Origin of the sequence: Actinacidiphila yanglinensis (assembly GCF_900107965.1) — a bacterium.
GTDB lineage: Bacteria > Actinomycetota > Actinomycetes > Streptomycetales > Streptomycetaceae > Actinacidiphila > Actinacidiphila yanglinensis.
In genome coordinates this window covers 178,573-203,181 of the sequence record NZ_FNVU01000014.1, presented here as the reverse complement: position 1 = coordinate 203,181, position 24,609 = coordinate 178,573, and the positions used below count along the sequence as shown (strand labels likewise).

Genomic DNA, 24,609 nt, shown 5'->3' with positions numbered 1-24,609 from the left:
ACGAGCACGAGGTCGATCGCCGCACCCTGTTCAAGGTGGGTCTGGGAGGGGCGGTGGCCGCGGTCGTCGGCACCGAACTGGCCTTCCCCGGTGCCGCGCGGGCGGCGGGCGCCACGCCCTCGACGCCGTCCGCCGAGTTCCCCTGGATCATCGACTGCGACACCTGGGGCGCCCGGCCCCCGTCCAGCCCGATCCAGATCACCGGCAACCAGACCAACAAGATCATCCTGCACCACATGGCGTTCCCGAACGTGACCGACTACTCGCGCGACCACGCGATCCAGTTGGCCAAGGACTGCCAGAACCTGCACATGGACACCAACGGGTGGGCGGACACCGGCCAGCACTTCACGGTCAGCCGCGGCGGGTACGTCCTGGAGGGCCGGCACCAGAGCCTGTCGACGCTGGAGACCGGCGAGCACCAGGTGATCGCCGCGCACTGCCCGGGGGAGAACGGCAACGCGATCGGCATCGAGAACGAGGGCACCTACATCACCGAGACGCCGCCCGACGCGCTGCTGGACTCGCTGGTGGAGCTGTGCGTCGCGGTGTGCCGGCAGTTCGACCTGCACGCGTGGGACATCTTCGGGCACTGGGACTTCTACACCACCGACTGCCCCGGCATCTCCTTCTACGCGCAGTTCCCGATGGTGCGCTCGCGCGTCCTGAAGGCGATGGGCACCCCGCTCGCCGAGGTCCCCGACCGCCGCTGGCCCGACATCTGGCGGTTCGTCGACGGCCCGGTGGTCGAGGTCGCGCAGTACCTCCTCGACAACGCCGGGTACACCCTGGCCACCGACGGCGTCTTCGGCACCGACATGAACCCCGTGGTCGAGGACTTCCAGACCACGCACGGCATCCCGGTCACCGCCGACTGCACCTTCGACAGCGCGACGTGGGAGGCCCTGGCCCCCTGCCTCGACAAGGACGCCACCGGACTGCCGGTCAACGCGCTCCAGTTGATGCTGAGCCGCAAGGGCTACGCCGACGTCACGGTCAACGGCACCTACGACCACGCCACGATGAAGGCCGTCCAGGGCATGCAGCGCCTGCACGGCCTCACCCCGAACGGCAAGGTGGACCTGAGCACGTGGTGCGCCGTCGTCGGCGGCTCGGTGCGCCAGGCGTTCGCCCGCACGTGAGGGTTCCGGGCCGTCAGCGCGCGCCGGTGGCGGGCGCCGGCGGCCCGGGAGCGGGTGCGGGTGCCTGCGCGGGCTTGAAGAGGCCGCCGCGGGCGCTGTGGGCGGCGGTGCGGGCGGCGACGGTGAGCCAGGCGGCGACGAGCAGGCCGTAGAGGGCGACCGCCGCCACCTTCAGCGGGGTGGAGCCGAGGTGCACGGCCAGCGCGCTGGTGCCGGTCACGCAGGTGCCCGCCGGGAAGGTGAAGCTCCACCAGGTCAGCGAGAAGGGCAGCCCGGTGCGCAGGGTGCGCGCGGTGACGCTCGCCGCCAGCGCGAGCCACATCATGGCGAAGCCCCAGGTGGGGACGCCGTAGAGGAAGCCGAACGCCTGGGCCGCGGCCGCGTCCGGGTGGGGCAGCGCCAGGTGGGCGACGTTGCCGAGGAGGTTCGCGGCGGTGACGGACTGGCCGAGCGGGCCGAGCACGATCCACAGGGTGGGGACCATCGCGGCCGGGCCGATCCCGTGCCGGACCAGCCGGCCCCAGATCTGCGTGATGATCACCACGCTCGCGAACAGGCTGATCCCGAACATCGCATAGCAACCCAGCAGCAGGATCAACCGGCCCTGGCCCGGGGCGAGATGGGGGACGAGCGCGGCGCCGGTGGCCGCGGAGACCATCGGCGGCACCACCGGCATCAGCCAGCCGCCGAACGCGGCGTCCGCCGGCACTCCCGTCCCGGTCATCACCCGGTACGGGATCCACACCGCGGTGACCAGCCCGAGCACGGTGCCCGCCGTCCACAGCACCGCGTCGACGCCGAGCGCCGCGTGCGGCCCGATCCAGTCCGACCCGAGGGACAGGGAGCCCGCGCCGACGGTGATCAGCGCCATCGCCGGGGCACCCCAGAAGTACGCCGCCACCGGGTGGTCCGCGTGCGCCCGGGCCTGCTCCCGGTGCCGGGTCCAGTGCACGCCCCAGGCCGCCGTGAGCGCCACCAGCAGGAGCGCGGCGAGCGCCCACACGGCGGTGGCGGCGGTCCGCAGTCCCGGCGCGTGCACCGGCAGGGTCGCCGCCGCGTTCGCGGTGATGCCGGTGCCCATGACCGAGGCGAACCAGTTCGGGCCGAGGTGCCGGAACAGGTCGGAGGGACGGTCGAGTTCGCGCAGCAGCCCCCAGGGGAGGGTGCGGCCGGGCCGCCGGCCGGCCGATCGCGACGGTGCGGCGAACGAGTGGGTCATGCCTCCCACCATCCGGCCGGGCCCGGCCCGCCGCTAGGGAGCAGTCCGGCATGACGTCATAGACTTGACTTATGCCCTTGACCAGCCGGGTCAGCGACCTGGGCCCCTTCGACCTGCTGCTGTCGGTGGCACGCCTGGGCAGCCTGGGCGCCGCCGCACGCGAGCACGGCATCAGCCAGCCGGCGGCCAGCTCTCGGATCAGGTACCTGGAGCGGCGGACGGGCGTCACGCTGCTGGAGCGCTCCCCGCAGGGCTCGCGGCTGACCGCGCAGGGCGCCCTGGTCGCCGACTGGGCCCGCACGGCGCTCGACGCGGCCGCCGCGCTGGAGGCCGGCATCACCTCGCTGCACCTCACCGCCGAGGCGCGGCTGCCGGTGGCCGCGAGCATGACCATCGCCGAGTACCTGCTGCCGCACTGGCTGGTCCGGTTCCACACGGCGGTCGCGGGCACCGCCGTCGCCCTGACCACCGGCAACTCCGACGAGGTCGCCGCCGCGGTGCTGGGCGGCTCCGCCGCGATCGGCTTCGTGGAGGGCCCGGCGGTGCCGCGCGGCCTCACCGCCCACCCGGTGGGGCGGGACGAGCTGATCGTGATCGTGCACCCGGAGCACCCCTGGGCGCGGCGCCGCCCGCCGGCAGCCGTCACCCCGGCCGAGCTGGCGGCGACGTCCCTGGTCAGCCGCGAGCACGGCTCCGGCACCCGGCTCTCCCTCGAACGCGCGCTGCGCGCCCGGACCGCCCGCCCGCTCGCCGCACCGGTCATCGAGGTGTCCTCCACCACGGCCATCAAGACCGCGGTGGCCGAGGGCGTCGCACCGGCCGTGCTCAGCTCGCTCGCGGTCGCCCACGACCTCGCCGCCGGCACGGTCGTCGCCGTCCCCGTCGAGGGACTCGACCTGACCCGCACGCTGCGGGTGGTGCACCGCACCGGCCAGGAGTTCGCGGGCGCGGCCCGCGAACTCGCCGCGATCGCCCGCGGCTCGGCCCCGGCCGGGTGACCCGCGGGCGATCACTCCGCAAGGGCGGGCGCGGCGGCTACTTGAGTCCGGTGGTCGCGACGCCCTGGACGATCTGGCGCTGGAAGACCAGGAAGACCGCGATCAGCGGCAGGAAGCCGAGCACGGAGGACGCCATCACCTCGGCGTACTGGATGTTGCTGGGGTTCACCAGCGACGACAGGCCGACCGGGACCGTCTGGGACTTCGTCTGGCTGAGCACGAGCAGTGGCCAGAGGAAGGCGTTCCAGGAGGAGATGAAGGTGAGGATCGCGACCGTGGCGACCGCCGGGCGGGAGATCGGCAGGCAGACCGACCAGTAGATCCGCCACCAGCTCGCGCCGTCCAGCCGGGCGGCCTCGATCAGCGGGGTCGGGATGCCGCGGAAGAAGGCGTGGAAGACGAAGACCGAGACCGGCGCGGCGACCGACGGGAGCACCAGGGCCCAGTACGTGCCGAGCAGGTGCAGCGAGCGGTACTCGACGAACTGCGGCAGCACCAGCGCCTCGGTCGGCAGCATCAGCCCGGCGACGACCAGCGCCATGACGACGTTGCGCCCCGGGAACTGCAGCAGCGCCAGCGCGAACCCCGCCATCGAGCAGAAGGCGACGGTGAACAGCACCGCGAGCGTCGCGATCACCAGGCTGTTGAGGTACCAGTAGCCCAGCGGGTAGTTGTCCCAGGCGTAGGAGTACGCGTGGAAGGACCAGCCGCCCGCGAACGGCGAGGTGGGCTTCTCGGTGATCGAGCCGTCCGAGCGCAGCGAGGTGATCAGCGCCCACACGAACGGCACCAGCCAGATCAGCGCGAAGAGGGTCAGGCACACCACGCACAGGCGGTTGAAGAGCTTCGCGCCGTTGCCGCCGTCCGCGGTCGCCGCCGGGGCCTGGGCGCGGCCGCGTACAGGGGCCAGGGTGGTCATGAGGTCCTCCGTTCGGGCCGCGGTGCCGGCCGCTCGGCGGCGGCCGTACGGTGCTGGCGCAGCACGTACCAGACCGCGGAGATCGCGACGATGATGACGAAATAGACCATGGTCGCGGCGGCACCGTAACCGCCGCGGTACGACGTGAAACCGGTGTCGTAGATGTACTCGATGACCGGGCGGGTGGACTGGTTCGGGCCGCCGCCCAGCAGCAGGTAGATCTGGTCGAACACCTTGAGCGAGGCGAGGATCTGGAGGATCAGCACCAGGCTGGTGGTGCGGCCCAGCAGCGGCACGGTCACGAAGCGGATCTGCTGCCACGGGCTCGCCCCGTCGATGGCGGCGGCCTCGTACACCTCGGGCGGCACGTCCTGGATCGCGGCGGTGTACAGCACGAAGTTGAAGCCGAAGGTCCACCACAGGGTCATCAGCACCACGGCCGTCCAGCCGCCGGAGGTGGTGCCGATGAAGTCCGGCGGGGTCAGGCCGACCGCGTCGAAGATCTTCGGGATCAGCCCGACCTGCGGGGTGTACATCCACAGGAAGATCAGCGCGACCACCGACGACGGGACCACGTACGGCGCGAAGAACGCCAGCCGGTAGAAGACCGTGCCGTGCCGGATCCGGGAGGCCAGGATCGCGAACGCGAGGGCCAGCACCACCAGCAGCGGGGTGGTGATCAGCGTGAACAGCACCGAGTGCCACATCGCCGACCAGAACAGCGAGTCCTCGCAGACCGCCTTGTAGTTCGACAGGCCCACCCATCCGCCCAGACCGCTCTTGACGGTGGTGGTGTTGAAGAAGCTGACCACGACCCCGACCAGCAGCGGGCCGATCATGAACAGCAGGTAGATGACCAGGAAGGGCGAGCTGAGCAGCAGTCCGGCCCGGCGGTCGGAGCGCGGCGCGCGCGGGGAGGCGGTGCGCAGCGTGATGCGTCGGGCCGGACGCTCGGCCGGCCGTTCAGAGGCGAGGGTCGTCATGGTGGGCGGCCTCCTATCCGATCGTGACCGGCGGTCGGGCGGTCGTGTACCGCTTCAGGTCGGAACGCAGCTGCGCCACCGCGGCCTTGGGCTTGATCTGCCCGGCGATGACCTCGATGACGGTCGCTCCCACCGTGTTCTGGAAGTCCGAGCCCGCGCCGGTGTACCAGGCGACGGGGTCGTACACCGCGTTGAACGCCGCCTGCACGTAGTTGCGTTGCGGCGACTGGTCGAGGAACGCCTTGCTGCGCTGGGTCGACAGCCAGGCGGGCACGTGGCCGCCGTGCGCCCACGTGGCGCTGTTGTCGAGCAGGCTCCTGATGAACAGCGCCGCGTGCGCGGTGCGCGCCGCGGACCGCTTGCCGCTGCGCGGGATCACCAGCGAGTGCGAGTCGGCGTACGCCACCGGCTTCGGGCCGAGCAGCGCGGGGAAGGGCGTCACGTTGAAGTGGAAGCCCTTGACCGCGCGGTAGGTGGGGATCTGCCACTCGCCGTCGAAGAGGAAGCCGGCCTTGCCGGTGCTGAACAGGGCGTTCACCCCCGACCCGGTCAGGCTCTTGGGCATCAGGCCGCCCGCGGTCAGGCTCTGCATGAACGCGAACGTCGACTCCGCCGCGTCGTCGTCCACGGCGATCCGGGTGCCCGAGTCGGTGACGACCGGGCCGGCGATGCCGGAGTAGATCATGCTGAAGTAACGCCAGCAGGTGGCCGGGTCGGCGGTGGTCGACATCACCGCGCCGTACTGCGCCCCGGCGTCCTTCATCGCCTTGAGCGCGTCGGTGAACGCGGCGCCGTCCTTCATCGGCTTCAGGCCGGCCCCGGTCGCGTCGAGCAGCCCGGCCTTGCGCGCCAGGTCGGTGTGGGAGAAGAGCACGAAGGGGTGCGTGTCCAGCGGCACCGCGTAGACCGTCCCGCCCACCGTGGCCTTGTGCCAGGCGGCGGGGGTGAACTTGTCGGCGGTGATGCCGAGTTCGCCGACGCCCGCGTCCTCCACCGGTTCCAGCAGTCCGGCCGCGGCCAGCAGCGGCAGCCGGGACAGGTGGGCGATGCCGACGTCGGGCGGGGTGCCGCTCGCCGTCGCCAGCGCCAGCTTGGTGTAGTACGGGTTCCCCCAGCCGAGGATGGTCGCCTCGACCGACAGCCCGGGGTGGGCCTTGCGGAACGCGTCCTCCATCAGCACCATGTTGGCGCCGTCGCCACCGGTGAACAGGTTCCAGTAGATGACGTCGGCGGTGTCCGGTTGGGCGCCCGACAGGCCGGTGGCCAACGGGGACGCGCACGCCGTCAGTCCTCCGGACAGGGCCAGGCCGCCACCGAGCGCCAGGAACCGGCGGCGCGCCAGCGCTCCGCTCATAGGCGTACTCACCTCGTCACGTCGATGTGAACTCGATGCGGGAGACCCTGACATAGGATTTTCAACGTTGCAATAGATCGGCGACAAGTCCCTGCGGCGGCCACGAGCGGCGTCGGGCCGGCGAGGCCGCGGCAGGTGCGGGCCGGATGCGGGCCGGATGTGGGGCGGCCGCGGGGGAGCGGGGCCGCGGACGGACCCGCGCGGGGGCCGTACGCCGCCGCGACCGTCGGGATGTGCGTCGCCGGGCCGGGCGGAGTTACGGCGCCGGGGCCGGGCGCAGCGAGGACTCGCGCACCACGAGGCGGAACGGGGTGGCCTCCGACGGGCCGTGCCAGTCCGCGTCCGCGTCGGGGGCCCCTTCGGCGGCGTCGCCGGTCCCGGTCCTGCCCGCCGCGCGCGTCTGCGCGTCCAGCAGGCCGAGCGCGCGCTCGGCGATCACGTCCAGGTCGGGGGCGATCGAGGTCAGCGGGGGGTGGGTGTACGCGCTCTCCGGGATGTCGTCCACGCCCACCACCGCGACCTCGTCCGGCACCCGGACCCCCGAGGCGTCCAGCGCACGCAGCGCGCCCACCGCGAGCGCGTCGTTGAAGGCGAAGATCGCGTCCGGCAGCGGTCCGCTGCCCTCCAGCAGCCGCCGCACGGTCGCGTAGCCGTGCTCCCGGGTCCAGTCGTCCACCGGCTCCACCAGCCAGTTCACCCGTCGCACGCCGGCCGCGGACAGCGCCTGCTGGTAGCCCTCGGCGCGCTGCCGGCCGTTCTCGCTGCCGTTGCGGCCGAGCGCGACGATCCGGCGGCAGCCCTGCGCGAGCAGGTGCTCCACCGCGGTGCGGGCGGCGGCGACGTTGTCGATGCCGACCCGCGGCAGGTGGTCCGAGACGTTGTGCTCGCCCAGCATGACCAGGGGGAAGTCCGGGCCGGCCGGCGGCACGTCGGCGGCCGGCGCGGTGAGCGCGCTGAACAGCACGCCGTCCGCGACATTGGTCAACCCGCCGGCCAGGATGCGCCGTTCCACCTCGCGGTCGCCCCCGGTGGACTCCACGAGCACGGTGATGCCGCGCCGGGCCGCGGCCTGGATGACGGCCTGGGCGAGCGCGGCGAAGTACGGCTCCACGAGGAACGGCACGGCCAGCGCGACGAACCCGGTGCGGCCCGAACGCAGGCCGCGCGCGAGGTAGTCCATCTTGTAGCCGAGCTCGTCGAGCGAGCGCTGCACCCGGGCCCGGGTGGCGTCGCTGACGTGCGTGTATCCGCTGACCACGTTGGACACGGTGCGCACCGAGACGCCCGCGTGCTCGGCCACGTCGCGCATTCGAACTCTGGCCACCGGATGTCCCCCCTCGGGTCGGGTCTGGTCGCGCCCGCTCGGGACACTGCCTCTTGCATCGTTGCAAACAATCGCTCAAGCTGGACGCCCGCTGTGATCACGCGTGATCACACGAATCTTACGACGCCCGTTGCCGGGCAGGCAGAAGGAGGAGCCGTGAGGGCGAGCGAGCAGGACGGGTCGTATCCGCGGCCGATGCTCTGCCGGGAGCAGTGGAGCAGCCTGGACGGCGGGTGGGACTTCGGGTACGACGACGCGGCGGTCGGCGAGCGCGAGGCGTGGTTCGCGCCGGACGGGTCCGCGGGCAGCGACCCGTTCGACCGGCGGATCACCGTGCCCTTCCCGCCGGAGGCACCGGCGTCCGGGATCGGCGAGACCGGTCGGCACCCGGTGGTCTGGTACCGCCGGAGCGTCCCGCACGACGTCCTGGTCCCCGACCCGGCCCCCGGGTCCGGCGCCGCGGCACGCCGGTCGCTGATCCACTTCGGCGCCGTGGACCACCGCGCCCGGGTCTGGCTCGACGGCTGGCTGGTGGCCGAACACGTCGGCGGCCAGGCGCCGTTCACCGCCGACGTGACCGACGCGCTGCGGCCCGGCGCGGCCGAGCACGTCCTCGTGGTCCGCGCCGAGGACGACCCGGCCGACCTCGCGCAGCCGCGCGGCAAGCAGGACTGGCAGGAACGCCCGCACGCGGTCTGGTACGAGCGGACCACCGGCATCTGGCAGAGCGTGTGGGCCGAGTCCGTGCCGGCGCAGCACGTCGCCGGCCTGGCCTGGACCACCGATCCCGCGCACGGCGTGACCGCCGAGGTCACGCTGGCCCGGCCGCCGGCCCGCCCGCTCGCCGTGGACGTCGTGATCAGCCGCGGCGACCACGTGCTGGCCGGTACCTCGACCGTGGTCGGCGGCCGCCGGGCCCGGATCGACGTGCCGATCCCCGCGCTGCGCAACGGGATCGACCGGGAGCAGGTGCTGTGGTCGCCCGAGCACCCGGTGCTGCTCGACGCGCGGGTCACGGTGCGCGACCTCGCGACCGTCGAGGAGGGCGACCTCGCGGGCGGCGGCGAGGACCGCGGCGAGGACCGCGGTGGGGCGGCGGACCACGGCGAACCGGCGGGCACCGGTGGCCTGGTGGACCGGGTGGAGAGCTACGTGGGCGTGCGCGACGTGGGCGTCGGGCACGGTGCCTTCCTCCTCAACGGCCGTCCCTACTTCGTCCGCTCCGTGCTCAACCAGGGCTACCGCCCGCGGACCCTGCTCGCCAGCACCGGCACCGGGGAGCTGCGCCGCGAGGTCGAGCTGACCAAGGCGATGGGCTTCAACGCGACCCGCGTCCACCAGAAGGCGGAGGACCCGCGGTTCCTGTACTGGGCGGACCGGCTCGGCCTGCTGGTGTGGGGCGAGACCGCCGCGACGTACGACTTCTGCGCGGAGGCGGCCGATTCGCTGACCCGGGAGTGGCTGGACCTGGTCCGGCGCGACCGCAGCCACCCGAGCGTGGTCACCTGGGTGCCGATCAACGAGAGCTGGGGCGTCACCGACCTCGCCCGCGATCCCGCGCAGCTGCACTTCTCCGTCGCGCTGGCCAACCTCACCCGCGCCCTCGACCCCACCCGTCCGGTCATCTCCAACGAGGGCTGGGAGCACACCGACAGCGACATCCTCGGCGTGCACGACTACACCGCCGACCCGGCCCGACTGACCGCGCGCTACGGCGACGCGGCCGCCTTCGCCGCGGTCCTGTCCGGCCGGAGCCCGTCCGGCCGCGCGCTCACGCTCACCGCGCGGCAGGCCGAGCGGTTCGCCGCGGGCGACGCCCCGCTGATGATCACCGAGTTCGGCGGGCTCTCGCTGCGCGCCGACGAGGGCGACTTCGCGTACACGTACACCAGCTCCGACACGCAGTACGCGGCACTGCTGCGGGAGATGTTCGCCGCGCTGCGGGACAGCCCGCTGGTGGCGGGCTTCTGCTACACGCAGTTCATGGACACCGCCCAGGAGACCAACGGCCTGCTCTTCTCGGACGGTTCACCGAAGCTGCCGCTGGAGTCGATCAGCGAGATCGTCACCGGGGAGAAGGGGGACGGCGCCGCGCCGGACGCCGCCTGAACGCTGCGGCACACCGTCTGAAGGCGCCGGGGCACCGCCGGAACGAGGCCGGGCACCGGCGCCCGGACCCGCGGGTCGCGCCGCGCGGGGTCAGGCCCGCGCGGGCACCGTGTAGAAGGGCACCTCCTGGTAGGCGGACAGGTGCGGGTCGTCGGCCGCGACCCGGCCGGGGGAGGCCGGGCAGAGCAGCCGTACGCCCTTCACCCGCTCCTGGCGCGCGACCCAGCGGGCCTGGATCAGCAGGCCCGCGCCGACCCCGGTGAGCACGAGTCCCGCGGGGACCCCGGTGGTGCAGGCGATGAGCAGCCCGACGCCGATCGTCACGACCACCGTCGACGTCATCGGGCGGGTGACGCGCTCGAAGGTGTCCTCCGGCGCCGTCACCACCGAGCCGTCCGGCGCGGGCACCGCCGCCTCCAGCCGGGCCCGGTACCAGGCGCGCCGCGGCCCGGCGAACCAGGCGCAGGGTATGCCGAACAGCAGCACCCCGATCACCGCCACCACCGTGCCGTTCAACCCCTTGGTGTGCCCGAGCAGCACGGGCAGCGCCCCGACCGCTCCCGACAGTGCCGCCAGGGAGCCCAGGGCCCGCGCGGACCCGACGACACCGACCAGGTCTGGCCTGCTGCTCACGCGTTCTCTCCTCCGCCCGGTTGTTCGATTCCCCAGGATCGTAACGGCAGCCCGCGGCGGCACGCCGGTTTCGTCGTCACGACCGACCGCTGAGGTCCCCCAGACCGTGCTCCAGCAGCCCGAACGCGAGGTCCGCGTCGGCGACCGCACCCGGGTGGCGCGCGTCGGCCGGCTCCCCGCCGGCCATGCGCGCGGCGTTGTCCAGGGCCAGCGCCCAGTGGACCGCGACGATCTGGACGGCGGCCAGCCGCGCGGTGGGTTCGGAGATGCCGGCCGTCTCCCGCAGGGCCTCGGCGAGCGCGCGCTCGGCGCCGGTCCTGAACCCCTCCATCCGCGCCACCAGCGAGGGTGTGCCGAGGATCATCCGCAGCAGTCCGAGTGCCTGGGGCACGTCGTTGAGCCCGGTGAACGGGTCCCGCCGGGCCAGCCCGTCGAGGAAGTTCGCGCGCACCGCGGCCAGCGGCGCGGTCCGCGCCGGGCGGGCGCGGACGACGCGGGCGAGCTCCGTCTCGTGGTCGGCGAGGCGGTGGACGACGAGGTCCTCCTTGGACGGGAAGTAGGCGAACAGCGTCCGCTTGGACACCTCGGCCGCCTCGGCCACCTGCGCCACCGAGACCTGCTGGAAGCCGTGTGCGAGGAACAGCGCGATCGCCGCGTCGGAGATCGCCGCGTGGGTCCGCAGCTTCTTTCGTTCCCGTAGCCCTGGCTGTCCGTCCACGGCGCCACCGTAGCAGAAAGCCGCACCCGGGATATTTCTGCATCTGGTATACCTTTGCCCCGAGGCGAGGAACGAGGCCCCTGCGGCGGGGCCGGGACGACGAGGGGGCGGGACGATGCCGGACGAGAGCGGAATCGGGAGCGGAATCGCGAACGGATCACGACCGAGGTCCTGATCGCGGGCGCGGGCCCGACCGGGCTGATGCTGGCGTACGAGCTGGCGCTGGCGGGGGTCGGCACCGTGGTGCTGGAGAAGCTGCCGCGGCGCGTCGAGCAGGTGAAGGGCGGTGCGATCCAGCCGCGTACCGCCGAACTGCTGGAGGCGCGCGGGCTGCTGGAGCCGCTGCTGGAGGTGGCCCTGCCGCGCGCGCCGGTCGGCGGGCACTTCGCGGCCCTGCCGGTCGCCCTGGACTGCACCCCGTGGCGGACCAGGCACCCCTTCCCGATCGCGGTCCCGCAGGGGGAGGTCGAGAGGGTGCTGGAGGAGCGGGCGGTCCGCGCCGGCGCCCGGGTGGTGCGCGGCGCCGCGGTCACCGGGGTCGAGCAGGACGACGACGGCGTCGCCGTGGCGGCGGAGGGCCTGCGGGCGCGGGCGCGCTTCCTGGTGGCCTGCGACGGCGGCCACAGCACGGTGCGGAAACTCCTCGCCCTGCCCTTCCCGGGCACGCCCGGGACCCGCCGGGCGCTGCTGGCCGACATCCGGCTGCCGGCGGTGTCGCCGCTGGTGCCGCGGGAGATGGGGCACATCAGCACCCTCGTCCGCCGCGCGGGCGGCCACTGGGCCATGCTGGTCCCGCTCGGCGGCGACCGGTACCGCCTCACCGCCGGGCGGGTCGACGGGTCGGACGCCGTCCGCGACCTGCCCGCCACGGTCGGCCGGGAGGAGATCGCCGACGCGCTGCGCGCCGTCTACGGCCCGGAGGTGGTCCTGGGCGCCGTCGACAACTCCTCCCGGTTCAGCGACGCCGCCCGGCAGGTGGAGCGGTACCGGCTGGGACGGGTGCTGTTCGCGGGCGACGCCGCCCACATCCACCCGCCGCTGGGCGGCCAGGGCCTCAACCTCGGCATCCAGGACGCCTTCAACCTGGGCTGGAAACTGGCCGCGACCCTCCAGGGCCGCGCACCGGGCGGACTCCTGGACAGCTACCACGCCGAACGGCACCCGGCCGGTGCCCGCGTCCTGCACCACACCTCCGCCCAGGGCGTGCTGGCCGACCCGGACCCGGGCGCGGGCCTGGCCGCGCTGCGCGACATCGTCACCGAGCTGCTGCGGCTGCCCGACACCAACCGCCACCTCGCGGGGCTGATGTCCGGTCTCGCGCTGAGCTACCCGCTGCCCGGCGACCACCCGCTCACCGGGCAGCGGGTGCCCGACGTCGAGCTGGCCACCGAGGCCGGACCCACCCGGGTACCGGCGCTGCTCGCGGCGGGGCACGCGGTCCTGCTCGATCTCGCCGGAGCCCTCCCGGCCGGCCTGCGGCTCCCACCGCGGGTGGACCTCGTCCGCGCCACGGACGGCGGTGCGTCGGGCGCCGCCGCCCTGCTGGTCCGCCCCGACGGATACGTCTGCTGGGCCAGCGACGGGCCGGACGCCGGCGGCGCGACCGTCCGCGCGGCGATCGCCGGCGGCCTCGCGGTCGCGCCCTCGCCGTGACCTGCCGGGTCGCCCGGCCCGGCGCGGCCTGAGCGGAGCGCCCCGGCAGGCGGCGCGGCACCCGGACCGCTCGCCCCGCGCCGGGCCGCCGTTCTCGCCCGGTCATCCACCAGCCCGCCGACGGTCACCGAACAGTTCGGTGTCCGATGTATCCTCGGACGCGTGACGACGCGCGTGGACACCCGGCCCGGCTGGCCCGGCCTGCTGCTGCACGAGCGGGCCCGGCCCGACGCCGTGCGGCGGCGCCCGTACGCCTGGCGGCTGGCCGTCGCGACCGTGTGCTTCGGCGCGTTCATGGGGCAGCTCGACGCGAGCATCGTGACCCTCACCTATGGCCGGCTGCGCGACGGGTTCCACGCGTCGCCGGCCGCCGTGGAGTGGGTGTCGCTCGCCTACCTGCTGGTGCTGATCGCCCTGCTCGTACCGGCCGGACGGCTCTCGGACGCGTACGGGCGCAAGCTGCTCTACCTGTACGGCTTCGGCGTGTTCACGGCCGCCTCGGCGGTGTGCGGGCTGGCGCCCTCGCTGCTGACGCTGGTGCTCTTCCGCGGGGCGCAGGCGGTGGGCGCCGCGCTGATGCAGGCCAACAGCGTGGCGCTGGTGACCACGAGCGCGCCGCGCGAGCGGATGCGGGCCGCGCTCGGGATCCAGGCCGCGGCCCAGGCGCTCGGCCTGGCGCTGGGCCCGACGGTCGGCGGTGTGCTGGTCTCGACGCTGGGCTGGCGCTGGGTGTTCTTCGTGAACGTCCCGATCGGCGTGGTGGCCCTGGTCGCCGGGCACTACCTGCTGCCGCGCACCCGCGAGCGGCGCGGCGGCGGCGGTTTCGACTGGCCCGGGCTCGCCCTGCTCGGCGCCGCGACCGGCGGCGTCCTGCTGGGGCTGTCGGCGGCCTCGGGCCTGCCGGTGCCGGGCTGGGCGGTCGTGTCCCTGTTCGTGCTCGCGGCGGCGGCCGGCTGGGGCTTCGTGGTCCGGCAGGGGCGGGCGGCCGTACCGCTGCTCGACCTGGCGCTGGTCCGGGGGCGCACGATCCTGTTCGGGCTGGCCGGCGCGCTCAGCGGCTACCTGGTGCTCTTCGGCCCCCTCGTGCTCGTGCCCGTGGTGCTTGCCGGGTCCGGCTCCTCGGAGCTGACCACCGGGCTCGTCCTCACCGCGCTGCCGGCCGGGTTCGCCGCCGCGGCGACCGGCGCCGACCGCGTCCTGCCGCGGCGGCTGTCCGACCGCGGCCGGTGCGTGCTCGGCGCGGGCGCCTTCACCGCCGCGACGGCCGCGCTCCTCGTGGTGCCGCTGACCGTGGGCCCGCTGGCCGTGGTGCTCGCCGTGGTCGGCCTGGGCCTGGGCACCTTCACCCCGGCGAACAACGCGATGATCATGGGCGCCGTCCCGCGCGAGGCGTCCGGGACCGGCGGCGGCCTGGTGAACATGGCACGCGGCCTGGGGACGGCGCTGGGCGTCGCCCTGGTCACCCTCGCGCTGCACCTCGGCACGCGGTACGGCGGAGCCGGCGGCGGTACGGGGACCGCGCGCTGGGCGGTGGCGGTGCTGGTGGGGGTGTCGGTGGTGGCGCTGGCGGCAGCCTGGGCGGGACCCCGAACCGCGGTGCGCCCGGGCGGCGGTGGGCATGCGGGCCCGGACCTGCGGTCGGGTTCGGGCGGGCGACCCGGCTCGGGCGCGACCCACGGATGAGGTGGGACACGGTGGGCACGGCCGGCCGGGGGAGTCCACCCCCGCGGCGCCGCCGTCCGCGACGCTGCCGGGCGGGTGGCGCCGGGCCGTACGCTGGGCCCATGTCGTCGCAGCCGTCCCCCGAACTCGCCGCGTCCGGTGACGCCTCGGACTCCCGCCGGCTCACCGAGGCCGTCACCCGCCTGCGCCGCGCGCTGCGCGCGTCGATCCGGACCGACTACCCGTGGGAGACGCTGCCGATGGCGCAGGTCGAACTCCTCCAGGTGCTCGCCGAGCGCTCCCCGGCCCGGGTCAGCGAACTGGCCGCCCGGCAGCGGCTGGCCAACAGCACCGTCAGCGGCCTGGTCAGCCAGATGATCGGCTCGGGCCTGGTCACCCGCGACGTCGACCCGGGCGAGCGCCGCGCCGCGGCCGTCGCGCTCACCGACGCCGGCCGCGAACAGCTCGCCGCCTGGACCCGGGCGCACGAGCGGCGGCTCGACGGCGCGCTCGCCGCCCTCGACGACGCCGACCGCGCCGCGGTCCGCGCCGCGCTGCCGGCGCTCTTCCGGCTCGCCGAGCACCTCAACGCCGAGCAGCCGTAGGGCCGTTCAGCGCGGGGACAGGCGGTACAGCGCAGCGCCGCCCGCGGCGAGGGTGACGTCCACCTCGGCCGCGCCGCTCGCCCGCGGATAGGTGCCGGTCGAGGGCGCGAAGCGGGAGACCCCGCCCACGGCCGACCGGTCGAGGCCGATCCTGACGGTGGCGGGCCGGTCCGGGTCGCGGTTGGTGACCAGCAGGTGGCGGGTGCCGTCGTCGGAGGCGCCCGGGGCGGCCTTGAACAGCCCGAGGATCGCCGGGTCGCCGGTGGCGCCCGTGAGGTGGCTGCCGGGCGCGAAGGCGGTCGTCCCGGTGGGCAGCGGGGTGTCGTTGGCGTGCTGGACGGACTCCGAGACCAGCGGCTTGAGTTGGCGGCCGACGGGTTGCAGCCAGGTGCTGTTGAGGGTGGCGGCGGCCGCGTAGAGCGGGGTGCGGCGGCCGTCGGTGGTGATGAGCGCCTCGGTGTAGCCCTCGCCGCGGGCGGCGTCGGGGGTCCAGTAGGTGAAGTACTGGATGCCCTTGCAGCCGTACGCGAGGCTGACGTTGACCTGCCAGGCCAGCTGTGACGCCGTCGGGGTCGCGTGCCCGCTGAAGCCCGTGGACTGGATGTACGTCCACGCCGGGATGCCCGCCGCCAGCGCGGCCGTGCGTACCCGCGCCCAGGTGTCGAAGTAGTCCGTGTCGACGCGGTCGGTGAGGATCGGGTAGCGGTCGAAGGAGATCAGCGACGGCTTGACCGTGTCGAGGTACTGCTGCACGAAACGGGTGTAGTGCGCCCCGTTGCCGCGGTTGATGTTGGCGTACGGCAGCAGGGTGGGGGCGGTCGTGCGGACGATGCCGGTCAGGGCGCCGACGGTCGGGAAACGGCTGGTGGCCGGCTCGTCGTAGAGGCTGAAGCCGGCGAACGACGTGTGGTGCGCGTAGCTCGCGGTGGCCGAGCGTATCCAGTCGGAGGCGTCGGCGGTGGTGATCGAGGCCGGCACGCTCCGGTCGTCGGTGACGGTCATGTGCTGCGCGACCACCCCCACCCGCGGGTCGCCGGCGACCAGCACCTTCAGGCCCACCTGGTCGGCCATGGACAGCGCCTGGTTCGCGCTGGCCTCGTCGAGCTGGTAGTTGCCGGTGATCAGGAAGGTGAAGCCCGCGTCGGTGATCTCCCGGTAGCGGGCCGGGGTGGTCTCGAACGGGTGCGGCGGCCAGTACAGGCCGATCGGGAAGTCCGGACCGCCGGTCAGCGGCAGGTCGGCGCTCGCCGCGGCGTCCACCGCCGATGCCGCGTCGTCCGCGGTGCCGTGCGCGTCTCCGGACGTGGCCGCCAGGCCCGCCGCGGTGCCGCCCGCGGCCAGTACTCCCGCGCCGAGGCCGGCCGCCTGGAGCAGCCTCCTGCGGTTCAGCCCGCGCGATGCACCGGGCACCGGGTGATTCCGTTCCGACACGCTCCGCTCCCTCCGGGCCCCGGGCCCATCGGGGAGCCCGGACGACGCTTCACGGCGCGCCGCGCCTTCGGGGTGCCGCTCGCCGGCGCACGGTCCGGGTCCTGGCGGGGTCCTCCTCGTACGCTCTGGAAAAGTACGACAGTAAGGGCACATATCCCTAGAGCCGGTGAAAACTCCCCGCCATTTCCGGATGGCCGTCGGGTGCCGCGCGCCCCGCGCAAGTGCCGCTCCCCGCCCGCCGATCCGGGCTCCGGCGCGCGCCGGGGCCCCGATCGCCACGTGACCGATGCCACACACCGGGTGCGTGGTGCTCGCACACGGTGACGGGACGGTGGCCGACAGCGGCAGGGCGCGGCACCCGGACCGCCGGCCCGGGTGCCGCGCCCTGCCGGGGGGTCAGCCGCCGGAGTGCTTCGGTCCGAAGAACTCCACCTCGGCGATGGCGACTTGCTTGTTCGACGCGGCCGCGTACGACGAGCGCACGGTGAACCTGACCGACGTGACCTTCGTGGCCCGGAAGGAGACGGTCTGGCCGCCGCTGCCCTGGTCGAGGGTGACGTGCCGGACCTCGGTCTTCCCGTCGGAGGTGGTGACCGTGACGTCGAGCTGGTGCGGCTCCGCGGACTTCGACAGGTCGCCCGGCTGGGTCGACTCGCCGGGCGTGATCACCAGGTTGAGCAGGTGCACGGGTTCGACGAACCGCGCCTCCAGCCACTGCCCGGCCCCGGACTCCGAGATGCCCGGCCCCCACCAGGTGTTGTTGAACTCGTCGAACGCCAGCTTCGGACTGTGGCCCTTGAAGGAGCGCGAGGCCGTCACGGAGTCGGGAACGACCGGGGCCCGCTTGGCGAAGTGGTCCTGCGTCGCGTGCACCCCGTCGTCGATGTGCGTCGCGCCCACCACCACGAGGACGGCGGCGCCCGCCCCCGCCACCCAGGTCACCACGCGGCCCAGGTTCCGGCGCAGCCGCGGCCGGTCACCGGCCCACGGCGCCTCCCGGCGGCGGAAGTCCAGCAGCCGCCGCCACCACGGGCGGCGCCGCGCCGGGTCGTCCTCCGGGCGTCCCGCCATGGGCATCGCGCAGCGCCGGCAGAAGTGCCGGTCGGTCCGGTTGCCGGTGCCGCACCACGGGCAGGCGAGCGGACCGTCGTCGTCGGGCAGCCCGCCGGGCGCCCTGACCAGGGGCCGCGCCGCGGCCGGACGACCCGGCATGACCGCCCCCACCGACGGTGCGGTGGGCAGCCGTTGCTGCGGGTCGGCGACCGGGATGAGCAGCGCCCTGGCCCTCTCCTCCGCGGCCGAGTTGCCCTGTTCGGGGAGCGGCTCGGCGACGGGGGGCCGTTGCAGGGTGTCGGCGTCGGGGCTCGTGCCGGCGCCGGGATCGGCGTACGGGTGGCCCGGGGGCGCGGACGCCTCCGGTGCCACGTCGGGCTTCTGCTCGGCGCGGCCGCCCTCGGCCGGGTACCCCGCGGCAGCGGCCGGGCGGGGCACGGTACCGCCCTCGCTCGCGGAACCCGGGCCGGCGCTCGCACCCCCGGCCGCCGGACCGGGATCTTCGGCCGGGGGTGCGGTGGCGGGGGTGCCGTCGCCGGTGTCCGCGCCGCGGGCCGGTCCGGCCGGGCTCGACGGCCCCCAGCCGAGCACGGCCCCGCATCCGTCGCAGAACGACTGGTCGGGGCCCGCGTGCGTGCCGCACTCCGCGCAGACCCGTGCTTGCTGCCGGGCCGGCTGGGCCTCGTAGCTCTGTCCGGTCACCTTGGGGAGGTCCTTTCCACCGCGGTCACCTGGACCGTGTAGGGCATGTGGGCGGGGCGCGCGGCCGCGACGAGCCGGTCCAGCCGGTGCTGGTCGGCCGGGCCCGGGTCGGGCAGCCGCAGGGTGATGTGCAGGTGCGGGCGCCGCTCGCCGGGGACCGGACCCAGCGGCCTCGCGTCCCAGGCGGCGGCGCCGCTCTCGGTGATCTCGGGCTCGACACCGAAGGCGAGGCGCACGACCTCGGCCAGGCCGCGCCGGGTGCCGCGGATGCGGTGCAGGTGCGCGGCGGCCGACACCGCCAGGCGCAGCGCGGCGATCTCCTCGACGCCCTCGGTCTCCGCGCCGACCCAGTCGCCGAGCCAGCGGGTGAAGTCCGCGGGGGCCAGCGACGGGGCGAAGTAGGAGTCCAGGTTGTCCAGGACGTTGTGGATGGGGGCCAGCACCTCGTCGAGACCGGCGACGAAGCGCTGCGCGAGGTCGTCGTCGGCGAAGACGGCGGGCAGCATCAGCCCGAGAGGGGAGGACGAGCCGAGCCCGTCGATCGAGCCGCGCCGGCCCGGCTCCGCCTGCTCCGGGTCGACCGGGGCGCTCACTCCTGATCCCCGATCACGCGCACCCGGTGGTCGAACGAGAAGACCAGGGACGGCGGTTCGAGGTCGATCCGCTCGGTCGGGTCGCCGCGCTTGCCGGTCAGCGGGTCGGCCGGGTGCAGCAGCACCTCGTCGACGAGCTCGACGCCCGGCACCCGTTGCAGCACCGCGAAGAGCTCGCCGGCCTGCACCGGCCGGCCGAAGTCCCAACCGGTGCCGCGGGCCCCGCCGGTGAGCGGGTCCAGGTGGCGGTAGAGGGCGTCGTGGGCCTGCTGCCTGACCCGTTCGGTGTCGGTGCCGCGGAAGGCGTGCAGCGTGGCGACGACGGTGACGCCCTGGTAGTAGGGCGGGCCGACGGCGAGCCGGGTGCCGATCAGCCGCCGGTCGTCCAGGTAGTGCGTGATCCGCTCCAGCAGGGCGTCGTCCGGCACCAGTTGCTCGAACCGCAGCCGCCCGCCGGGGTCGGTGACCGCCTGCGGGACGACCAGCACGCGGACCGCGTGGGCGCCGTGCTGGTCCGGCTCGGCGGCCAGGCAGGTGATGCGGGCGGTCTCCGGGGCGGCGCGGCGGGCGAGTTCCTCGTAGTCCCGCAGGGTCACCGCGCGGTCCTGGGCGCGCAGGGTGATGGGGGCACGGGCCTTGGCCTCGGCGACGGTCTCGCCGTCCACCCCGCCCTTGGCGGCCTCGCGGTTGACCACCTCCGCGACGTACGGCACGGAGTTGCGCAGCACCTGGATGGTGCCGCGGGCGACGTTGCCGGCCCGGCCGCCGCCGGTGCGGTAGCGGCGGACCCGGATCACGGCGCCCATCGGGGGCACCGCCCCGTACTGCCGCAGGGTGCCGTCGGGTTCGCGCACCGCGGGGCCGAAGGCGATCTCCCCGGTGGCGGCGTCCAGCGTGACGTGCCGGTCGTACGGGCCGGAGGCGGCGAAGTGCCCGACGGTCTCCCAGTCGGTCCAGCCGCCGTCCGCCGCGACCTGGAGGTGCAGCGCGGGCACGTCGCCGACCACCGGGTAGTGCGCCAGCCGCAGCCGCTGGCCGGGCAGCCCGGTGGACTCGCCGAGCGCCTCGTCGCGGACCGTCTCGGCGTGCACGACGCCGGTGGTGCCGCCGATGGTGAACGCCTCGATCGAGCGGACGGTGGGAGAGGTGGTGTAGAAGGGCTGGTTCGGCTGCGGCTCGGTGACCCGGCAGCGCAGCCAGCCCGCCTCACGCCGGCCGGTCCGGGACAGGGTGTGCCCGCCCGGGACGTGCAGCACGACCTCGCCGGGGCGGTTGAGACCGCCGGTGCCGTCCCGGTCGATCTCGCAGGCGGTCCAGCCGTCGGCGGTCCACGCCTCCCAGACCAGCGGCGGCTGCCGGGGGTCCACGCCCACGCCGTCGACCCGGCTGTCCAGGGTCAGCGCGACCGCGCAGTGCGGCACCGCGGCGCTCAGGCCCAGCAGCATGCAGTCGCCGGGGCGCGGCGACCGGCTGAAGCACAGCAGGTCGCCGCCCTCGGCCAGGTCCGAGGTGCGGTCCACGGCGGCCGCGTCGCCGTGCTGCATCACCAGGTACTCCAACGCGCAGGGCACCACGGTGAGTTCGTCCTCGGTGGCGAAGACCACCGCCTCCTCGGTCTCGGTCCGCGAGGTGGCGACCTCGGTGCCGGTCGCCAGCCGCACCGGCTCGCCCAGCGGCGCGGACAGCCAGAACGTCACGTCGGTGCGGGCGGCCGACGGCGGGAAGAGGGTGATCCCGATCAGGTCCAGGAAGGCGAGGTGGTTCTTCTCCGGCACCCGGTTGAGCCGGTAGACGACCTGGTCGGCCATGTGGGCCACGGTCTCGACCAGGGTGATGCCGGGGTCGGACACGTTGTGGTCGGTCCACTCGGGGGCGCGCTGCTGGATGTAGCGCTTGGCGTCGTCCACGAACTGCTGGAAGCGGCGGTCGTCGAGGTTGGGGGAGGGCAGGGCCATCAGCGGTCGCTTTCGGTGGCCGGTCCGGAGTCCTCGGACGGCTCGTCGTGAGAGGGGATGACGTAGAACGGGAAGACCAGGCTGCGCGGGTTGTTGGTGCCGCGCACCGAGTAGCGGACGTCGATGTAGAGCACGCCCTGGGAGTCCCCCGCGGTGACCTCGACGTCCTCCACCTCGATCCGCGGCTCCCAGCGGTCGAGGCTGGCGTACACCTCGTGCTGGATCCGGCCCGCGGTGGCCTCGTTGACGGGCGCGAAGACCATGTCGTGGATGGCGCAGCCGAATTCGGGCCGCATCGGCCGCTCGCCCGGTGCGGTGGCGAGCACCAGCCGCATCGACTCCTCGATCTCGCGCTGCCCGCTGACCATGGCGATGCCGCCGCCCGGGCCGATCCGCAGCGGGAAGGCCCATCCCGTGCCGACGAACTGCTCTGCCATCACACCACCGGCATCTCGTTGGCGGTGACCACGCCCAGCAGCATGACGTTGACACCGTCGATGGTGACGTCCAGCGGGGAGCTGAGCATCAGCGCGCCCTCACCGGACACCGTGGTGACGCCCACCGCGTTCAGTTCCAGTGCGGCCAGCGCGTTGATCGCGAAGGCGCCGAGCGAGCGGGCGCTGATGGTGCTCGCCTCGATGTCGAGGACGCCGCCGCTCTTCAGCGACAGCCGCCCGCCCGCCTTCAGCGACAGGTTCCCGCCCGCCTCCACGGAGACGGACCGGCTGCCCTTGATCGTGACCGAGCCCTGGCTGTCCACGGTGATCTCGGTGCGGGTGCGGTCGAGGTTGACGGTCATCCGGTTGTCGCCGCTGCTCAGGCGTACCCCGCGCTTGCCGCCGACCCGCTGGTCGAGCAGGTCGAGCCGGTTGCCGCTGCGGTCGGCCAGGGTGTGCCGGACGGTACGGCCGCTGGTCGCGTCGTAGGGCGGCACGTCCACCGTGCCCGGCCGGTCCTTGCCGTTGTACAGGCCGCCGATGACGAACGGGTGGTCCAGGGCGCCCCGGTCGAACCCGACCAGCACCTCGTCGCCGACGTCCGGGCCGATCAGCCCGCCGCCGCCGACCCCGCCGAACTGCACGGTCCTGGTCCAGTCGCTGATGTAGGTGTCGTCCAGCCACGGGAAGCGCAGCTTGACCCGGCCCTGCTTCAGGGGGTCCTTGATGTCGGTGACGAGCGCGTTGGCGACACCCGGCAGCCGGGCCGCGCCGCCCGCGCCTCCACCGGACCCGCCGGACGCCAGGCCGTACAGCGAGCGCCACTGGCGGCCGCTGACGGTCAGCCAGGTCTCGTAGTGCCGGCCCTCGCCGAAGGTGTGCCGGGCGGCGGTCACCGTGTACTTGCCCTCGAAGGGCGCGCCGACGTCGGCGAGGGCGACCGGAACGCCCGGACGCAGCTTGGGGTTGCCGTGCACCGTCACCTCGACCTCGGCGAAGGCACCGGTGACGTCCGCGGCCAGCGAGTCGGCCGCGTTGTTCACCTCGCCCTGCTTGTCGTAGGGGATGTCGGTCTCGACGCGGGTCGCGGTCCCGAAGGCGGCGACGGCCGCGGCCGGACTGGTGCCGATCTTGATGCCGGGGTTGTCGGCGGCGGTCGAGCGGCCGACCAGGTCGCGCTTGGCGGTCACGTCCCAGCCGCGCGCCTCGACCTTGGCCACCTGGTCCGCGGAGGTGACCGCGGCCCGGCAGCGCAGGATGTCGACCCCGGCCTCCAGGACGTACGGGCTCTTCTCGCTCGGGGTGCTCACCGGGGGAGCGCCGGACGCCGGATCGGGCTTGACGAACTGGAGCTTGCCCTTCGAACTCAGCGACAGCACCCGCTCGTTCTCGTCCGCGAGCCGGTTCAGGAAGTCCCAGTCGGTGACGTTGGCCTGGGTGATGAACTCGTAGACCGTGGTGGTGCTGTCGATCGAGCCGACCGGGACCTTGTCCTGGCCCGCCAGCTTGCGGACGATGTCGGACGCGGTCATGTTGCGGTAGGCGATCACCCGGTGCTGGCGCAGCATCCGGTGCCCCAGGTCGTAGCCGCGGATCACGCTGAAGGTGCCGGTGCCGTCGTAGTCCGACTCCAGGCCGGTGATCTCGCCGGTCAGCAGCGGGGACTGGGCGCCCTGGCCGTCGGCGACCGGGGCCAGCACCACGTCCGCGCCGATCTTGGCGCCCGCCTCACCCAGCACCTTCCGCTTCGGGTCGCGGAAGGTGAGCTGGAACGCGCCGGGCACCGCCGCGCCGAAGTCGACCCAGCCGCCCACCAGCAGCGTGGACAGGGTGGGGGTCAGCGGGCGGCCCGCGATCGTGACGTGCAGGACGTTGGAGTAGCCGCTCTTGGTCATTGCAGGCCGACCTCCTCGGCCGCGGGCAGGATGAGTTCGGTGCCCGGGTTCAGCCGCGAGGGGTCGTCGATGCCGTTGGTCTCGGCGATGGTCCGCCAGGCGGTGGCGTCGCCGTACTCCCGCCAGGCCAGGAACTGCAGCGAGTCGCCCGCGACCACCCGGTGCACCCGGCGGGCGGTGAGCGCGCCGGACGTGGGGTTCTGGCCGGGGGTCTTGCTCGGGATCTCGTTCAGGCTCAGCCGGCAGGTGGCCCGGATCGGCACGCCGGTGGTGCCGAAGAGGGTGTACGACGCCTCCACCGCGCTGACGTAGGCGGTGAAGCGGGCGGTGGAGAACGACCCCCACTGGAAGACCACCCAGGGCGTGGAGGGCTGCTTCGCCTCGATGCTCGCGGTGGTCACCTCGCAGCAGGAGAAGAGCGCCTCGACGTTCTTGCGCACGTCGTTGCTGTCCGGGTCGTCGGAGCGGTCGAGGAAGACCTCGACCGACAGCTCCCGCGGCTCGGGACCCATGAACTCCGGCAGGGCGCCGTCCCGTACGGCGGCGGTCGGGGTGGTCTTCCACTCGGCGCGGCGGCTCAGCGAGAGTTCGGAGGGGTTGAAGTCGAACTCGAAGTTCCTGATCAGCGCGCCGGGCGTGGTGCTGTAGCCGATCGGCGGCTGGTGGATGGCGAGCGAGGCCCGCACCAGGCTCTTGCCCGCGCCGCTCATGATGGACATCTACGCGTCCCCCGCGTCCGCCACGAAGCCGTGGTGGGCGATCTCCAGCACCTCGGTGGCCACCGCCGGGCTGTTCGGATCGAGCGACGGGCCGCGCCAGTTGACCGGCAGCACGTCGATCAGCCCCCACCGCGCGACCAGCGAGCCGTCCGCGCGCAGCGCGCTGATCTGGGCGGTGGGCCGGACCACCTTGGTGGTGACGGACGTGATCCAGGCCGCCACCTTCGAGGTCTCGGGAGTGAGCGGCCGGGTCAGCGTGATGTTCGAGAAGGTCACGCGGGACGGCAGCTGCCACACGAACCCGTTGTTGCCGCCCTCCTGGTGCTGGTGCACCTCGACCGAGGAGCCCAGCCCCTCGCAGCCGTTGAACACGCCCAGGTTCTCGCCGTCGATGGTCAGGTTGAAGAAGATGGTGGAGCCGGGGTCGAGTCCGCTGGCCATCGGTCACTGCCTTTCTGCGGGCGAGTCGGGTCGGCCGGGAGGGCCGGGGGGCGCCGCGGTCGCG

At 74.1% G+C, this 24,609-nt stretch carries 21 protein-coding genes; 6 read left to right on the top strand and 15 right to left on the bottom strand.

Annotated features, from left to right (window positions below; genetic code table 11):
* Positions 1–1,142: peptidoglycan recognition protein family protein (locus C4U44_RS28070; protein WP_235032399.1), on the top strand; the 1,142-nt coding region annotated here is incomplete at its 5' end.
* A 13-nt stretch (positions 1,143–1,155) separates the two neighbouring features.
* On the opposite strand, the gene C4U44_RS28065 is transcribed toward C4U44_RS28070, so the two are convergent.
* Positions 1,156–2,361, bottom strand: coding sequence for a TDT family transporter (locus C4U44_RS28065; protein ID WP_103888836.1), 1,206 nt, complete (start codon positions 2,359–2,361; stop codon positions 1,156–1,158).
* A gap of 71 nt (positions 2,362–2,432) precedes the next feature.
* Here C4U44_RS28065 and C4U44_RS28060 point away from each other — a divergent pair, with 71 nt between their 5' ends.
* Complete coding sequence (locus tag C4U44_RS28060) at positions 2,433–3,359, top strand: LysR family transcriptional regulator (protein ID WP_103888835.1); 927 nt, start codon at positions 2,433–2,435, stop codon at positions 3,357–3,359.
* A gap of 37 nt (positions 3,360–3,396) precedes the next feature.
* Here C4U44_RS28060 and C4U44_RS28055 read toward each other — a convergent pair whose 3' ends face one another.
* From C4U44_RS28055 to C4U44_RS28040, 4 genes are all read right to left on the bottom strand, one after another.
* Positions 3,397–4,278: a carbohydrate ABC transporter permease gene (locus C4U44_RS28055; protein ID WP_103888834.1), complete on the bottom strand. Its 882-nt coding sequence runs from the start codon at positions 4,276–4,278 to the stop codon at positions 3,397–3,399.
* Positions 4,275–5,261, bottom strand: coding sequence for a carbohydrate ABC transporter permease (locus C4U44_RS28050; protein ID WP_103888833.1), 987 nt, complete (start codon positions 5,259–5,261; stop codon positions 4,275–4,277). Before C4U44_RS28050 ends, C4U44_RS28055 begins: the two co-directional genes overlap by 4 nt.
* Before the next feature lie 13 nt (positions 5,262–5,274).
* Positions 5,275–6,615: an extracellular solute-binding protein gene (locus tag C4U44_RS28045; RefSeq protein ID WP_235032398.1), complete on the bottom strand. Its 1,341-nt coding sequence runs from the start codon at positions 6,613–6,615 to the stop codon at positions 5,275–5,277.
* 256 nt (positions 6,616–6,871) lie between these two features.
* The gene (locus C4U44_RS28040) at positions 6,872–7,924 is read right to left on the bottom strand and encodes a LacI family DNA-binding transcriptional regulator (protein WP_103888832.1); all 1,053 of its coding nucleotides are present in this window, start codon (positions 7,922–7,924) and stop codon (positions 6,872–6,874) included.
* A gap of 171 nt (positions 7,925–8,095) precedes the next feature.
* Between C4U44_RS28040 and C4U44_RS28035 the strand changes: the two genes are divergently transcribed.
* Positions 8,096–10,048, top strand: coding sequence for a glycoside hydrolase family 2 protein (locus C4U44_RS28035; RefSeq protein WP_103888831.1), 1,953 nt, complete (start codon positions 8,096–8,098; stop codon positions 10,046–10,048).
* Between the two features lie 90 nt (positions 10,049–10,138).
* On the opposite strand, the gene C4U44_RS28030 is transcribed toward C4U44_RS28035, so the two are convergent.
* Positions 10,139–10,681: a hypothetical protein gene (locus C4U44_RS28030; RefSeq protein WP_103888830.1), complete on the bottom strand. Its 543-nt coding sequence runs from the start codon at positions 10,679–10,681 to the stop codon at positions 10,139–10,141.
* 76 nt (positions 10,682–10,757) lie between these two features.
* Complete coding sequence (locus C4U44_RS28025; RefSeq protein ID WP_103888829.1) at positions 10,758–11,399, bottom strand: TetR/AcrR family transcriptional regulator; 642 nt, start codon at positions 11,397–11,399, stop codon at positions 10,758–10,760.
* A 156-nt stretch (positions 11,400–11,555) separates the two neighbouring features.
* On the opposite strand from C4U44_RS28025, the gene C4U44_RS28020 reads away from it, so the two are divergent.
* The 3 genes from C4U44_RS28020 (at position 11,556) to C4U44_RS28010 (ending at position 15,319) form a co-directional block, all read left to right on the top strand.
* Positions 11,556–13,052, top strand: coding sequence for an FAD-dependent monooxygenase (locus C4U44_RS28020; RefSeq protein WP_265737346.1), 1,497 nt, complete (start codon positions 11,556–11,558; stop codon positions 13,050–13,052).
* A gap of 162 nt (positions 13,053–13,214) precedes the next feature.
* Entirely contained in the window at positions 13,215–14,735 is a 1,521-nt protein-coding gene (locus C4U44_RS28015) for an MFS transporter (protein WP_265737345.1), read from the top strand.
* 101 nt (positions 14,736–14,836) lie between these two features.
* A complete protein-coding gene (locus C4U44_RS28010) occupies positions 14,837–15,319 on the top strand; it encodes a MarR family winged helix-turn-helix transcriptional regulator (protein ID WP_103888827.1) in 483 nt (160 codons plus the stop codon).
* A gap of 6 nt (positions 15,320–15,325) precedes the next feature.
* Here C4U44_RS28010 and C4U44_RS28005 read toward each other — a convergent pair whose 3' ends face one another.
* The 8 genes from C4U44_RS28005 to C4U44_RS27970 all read right to left on the bottom strand — a co-directional run bounded on the left by C4U44_RS28005 (position 15,326) and on the right by C4U44_RS27970 (position 24,545).
* Positions 15,326–16,729 carry a hypothetical protein gene (locus C4U44_RS28005; protein WP_200823433.1) on the bottom strand — a complete coding sequence of 468 codons (1,404 nt, stop codon included), beginning with the start codon at positions 16,727–16,729 and terminating at the stop codon, positions 15,326–15,328.
* 417 nt (positions 16,730–17,146) lie between these two features.
* Positions 17,147–18,505 carry an NADase-type glycan-binding domain-containing protein gene (locus tag C4U44_RS28000; protein ID WP_103888825.1) on the bottom strand — a complete coding sequence of 453 codons (1,359 nt, stop codon included), beginning with the start codon at positions 18,503–18,505 and terminating at the stop codon, positions 17,147–17,149.
* On the bottom strand, positions 18,502–19,011 hold the full coding sequence (locus tag C4U44_RS27995) for a phage tail protein (RefSeq protein WP_103888853.1): 510 nt from the start codon (positions 19,009–19,011) through the stop codon (positions 18,502–18,504). The genes C4U44_RS28000 and C4U44_RS27995 overlap by 4 nt, the downstream gene beginning before the upstream one ends.
* Before the next feature lie 83 nt (positions 19,012–19,094).
* Positions 19,095–21,053: a putative baseplate assembly protein gene (locus tag C4U44_RS27990; protein ID WP_103888824.1), complete on the bottom strand. Its 1,959-nt coding sequence runs from the start codon at positions 21,051–21,053 to the stop codon at positions 19,095–19,097.
* On the bottom strand, positions 21,053–21,490 hold the full coding sequence (locus tag C4U44_RS27985) for a GPW/gp25 family protein (protein WP_103888823.1): 438 nt from the start codon (positions 21,488–21,490) through the stop codon (positions 21,053–21,055). Before C4U44_RS27985 ends, C4U44_RS27990 begins: the two co-directional genes overlap by 1 nt.
* On the bottom strand, positions 21,490–23,385 hold the full coding sequence (locus C4U44_RS27980; protein ID WP_103888822.1) for a VgrG-related protein: 1,896 nt from the start codon (positions 23,383–23,385) through the stop codon (positions 21,490–21,492). The genes C4U44_RS27985 and C4U44_RS27980 overlap by 1 nt, the downstream gene beginning before the upstream one ends.
* On the bottom strand, positions 23,382–24,104 hold the full coding sequence (locus C4U44_RS27975) for a CIS tube protein (protein WP_103888821.1): 723 nt from the start codon (positions 24,102–24,104) through the stop codon (positions 23,382–23,384). The genes C4U44_RS27980 and C4U44_RS27975 overlap by 4 nt, the downstream gene beginning before the upstream one ends.
* On the bottom strand, positions 24,105–24,545 hold the full coding sequence (locus tag C4U44_RS27970; protein WP_103888820.1) for a phage tail protein: 441 nt from the start codon (positions 24,543–24,545) through the stop codon (positions 24,105–24,107). It abuts the gene before it with no gap.
* Positions 24,546–24,609: the final 64 nt, after the last annotated feature.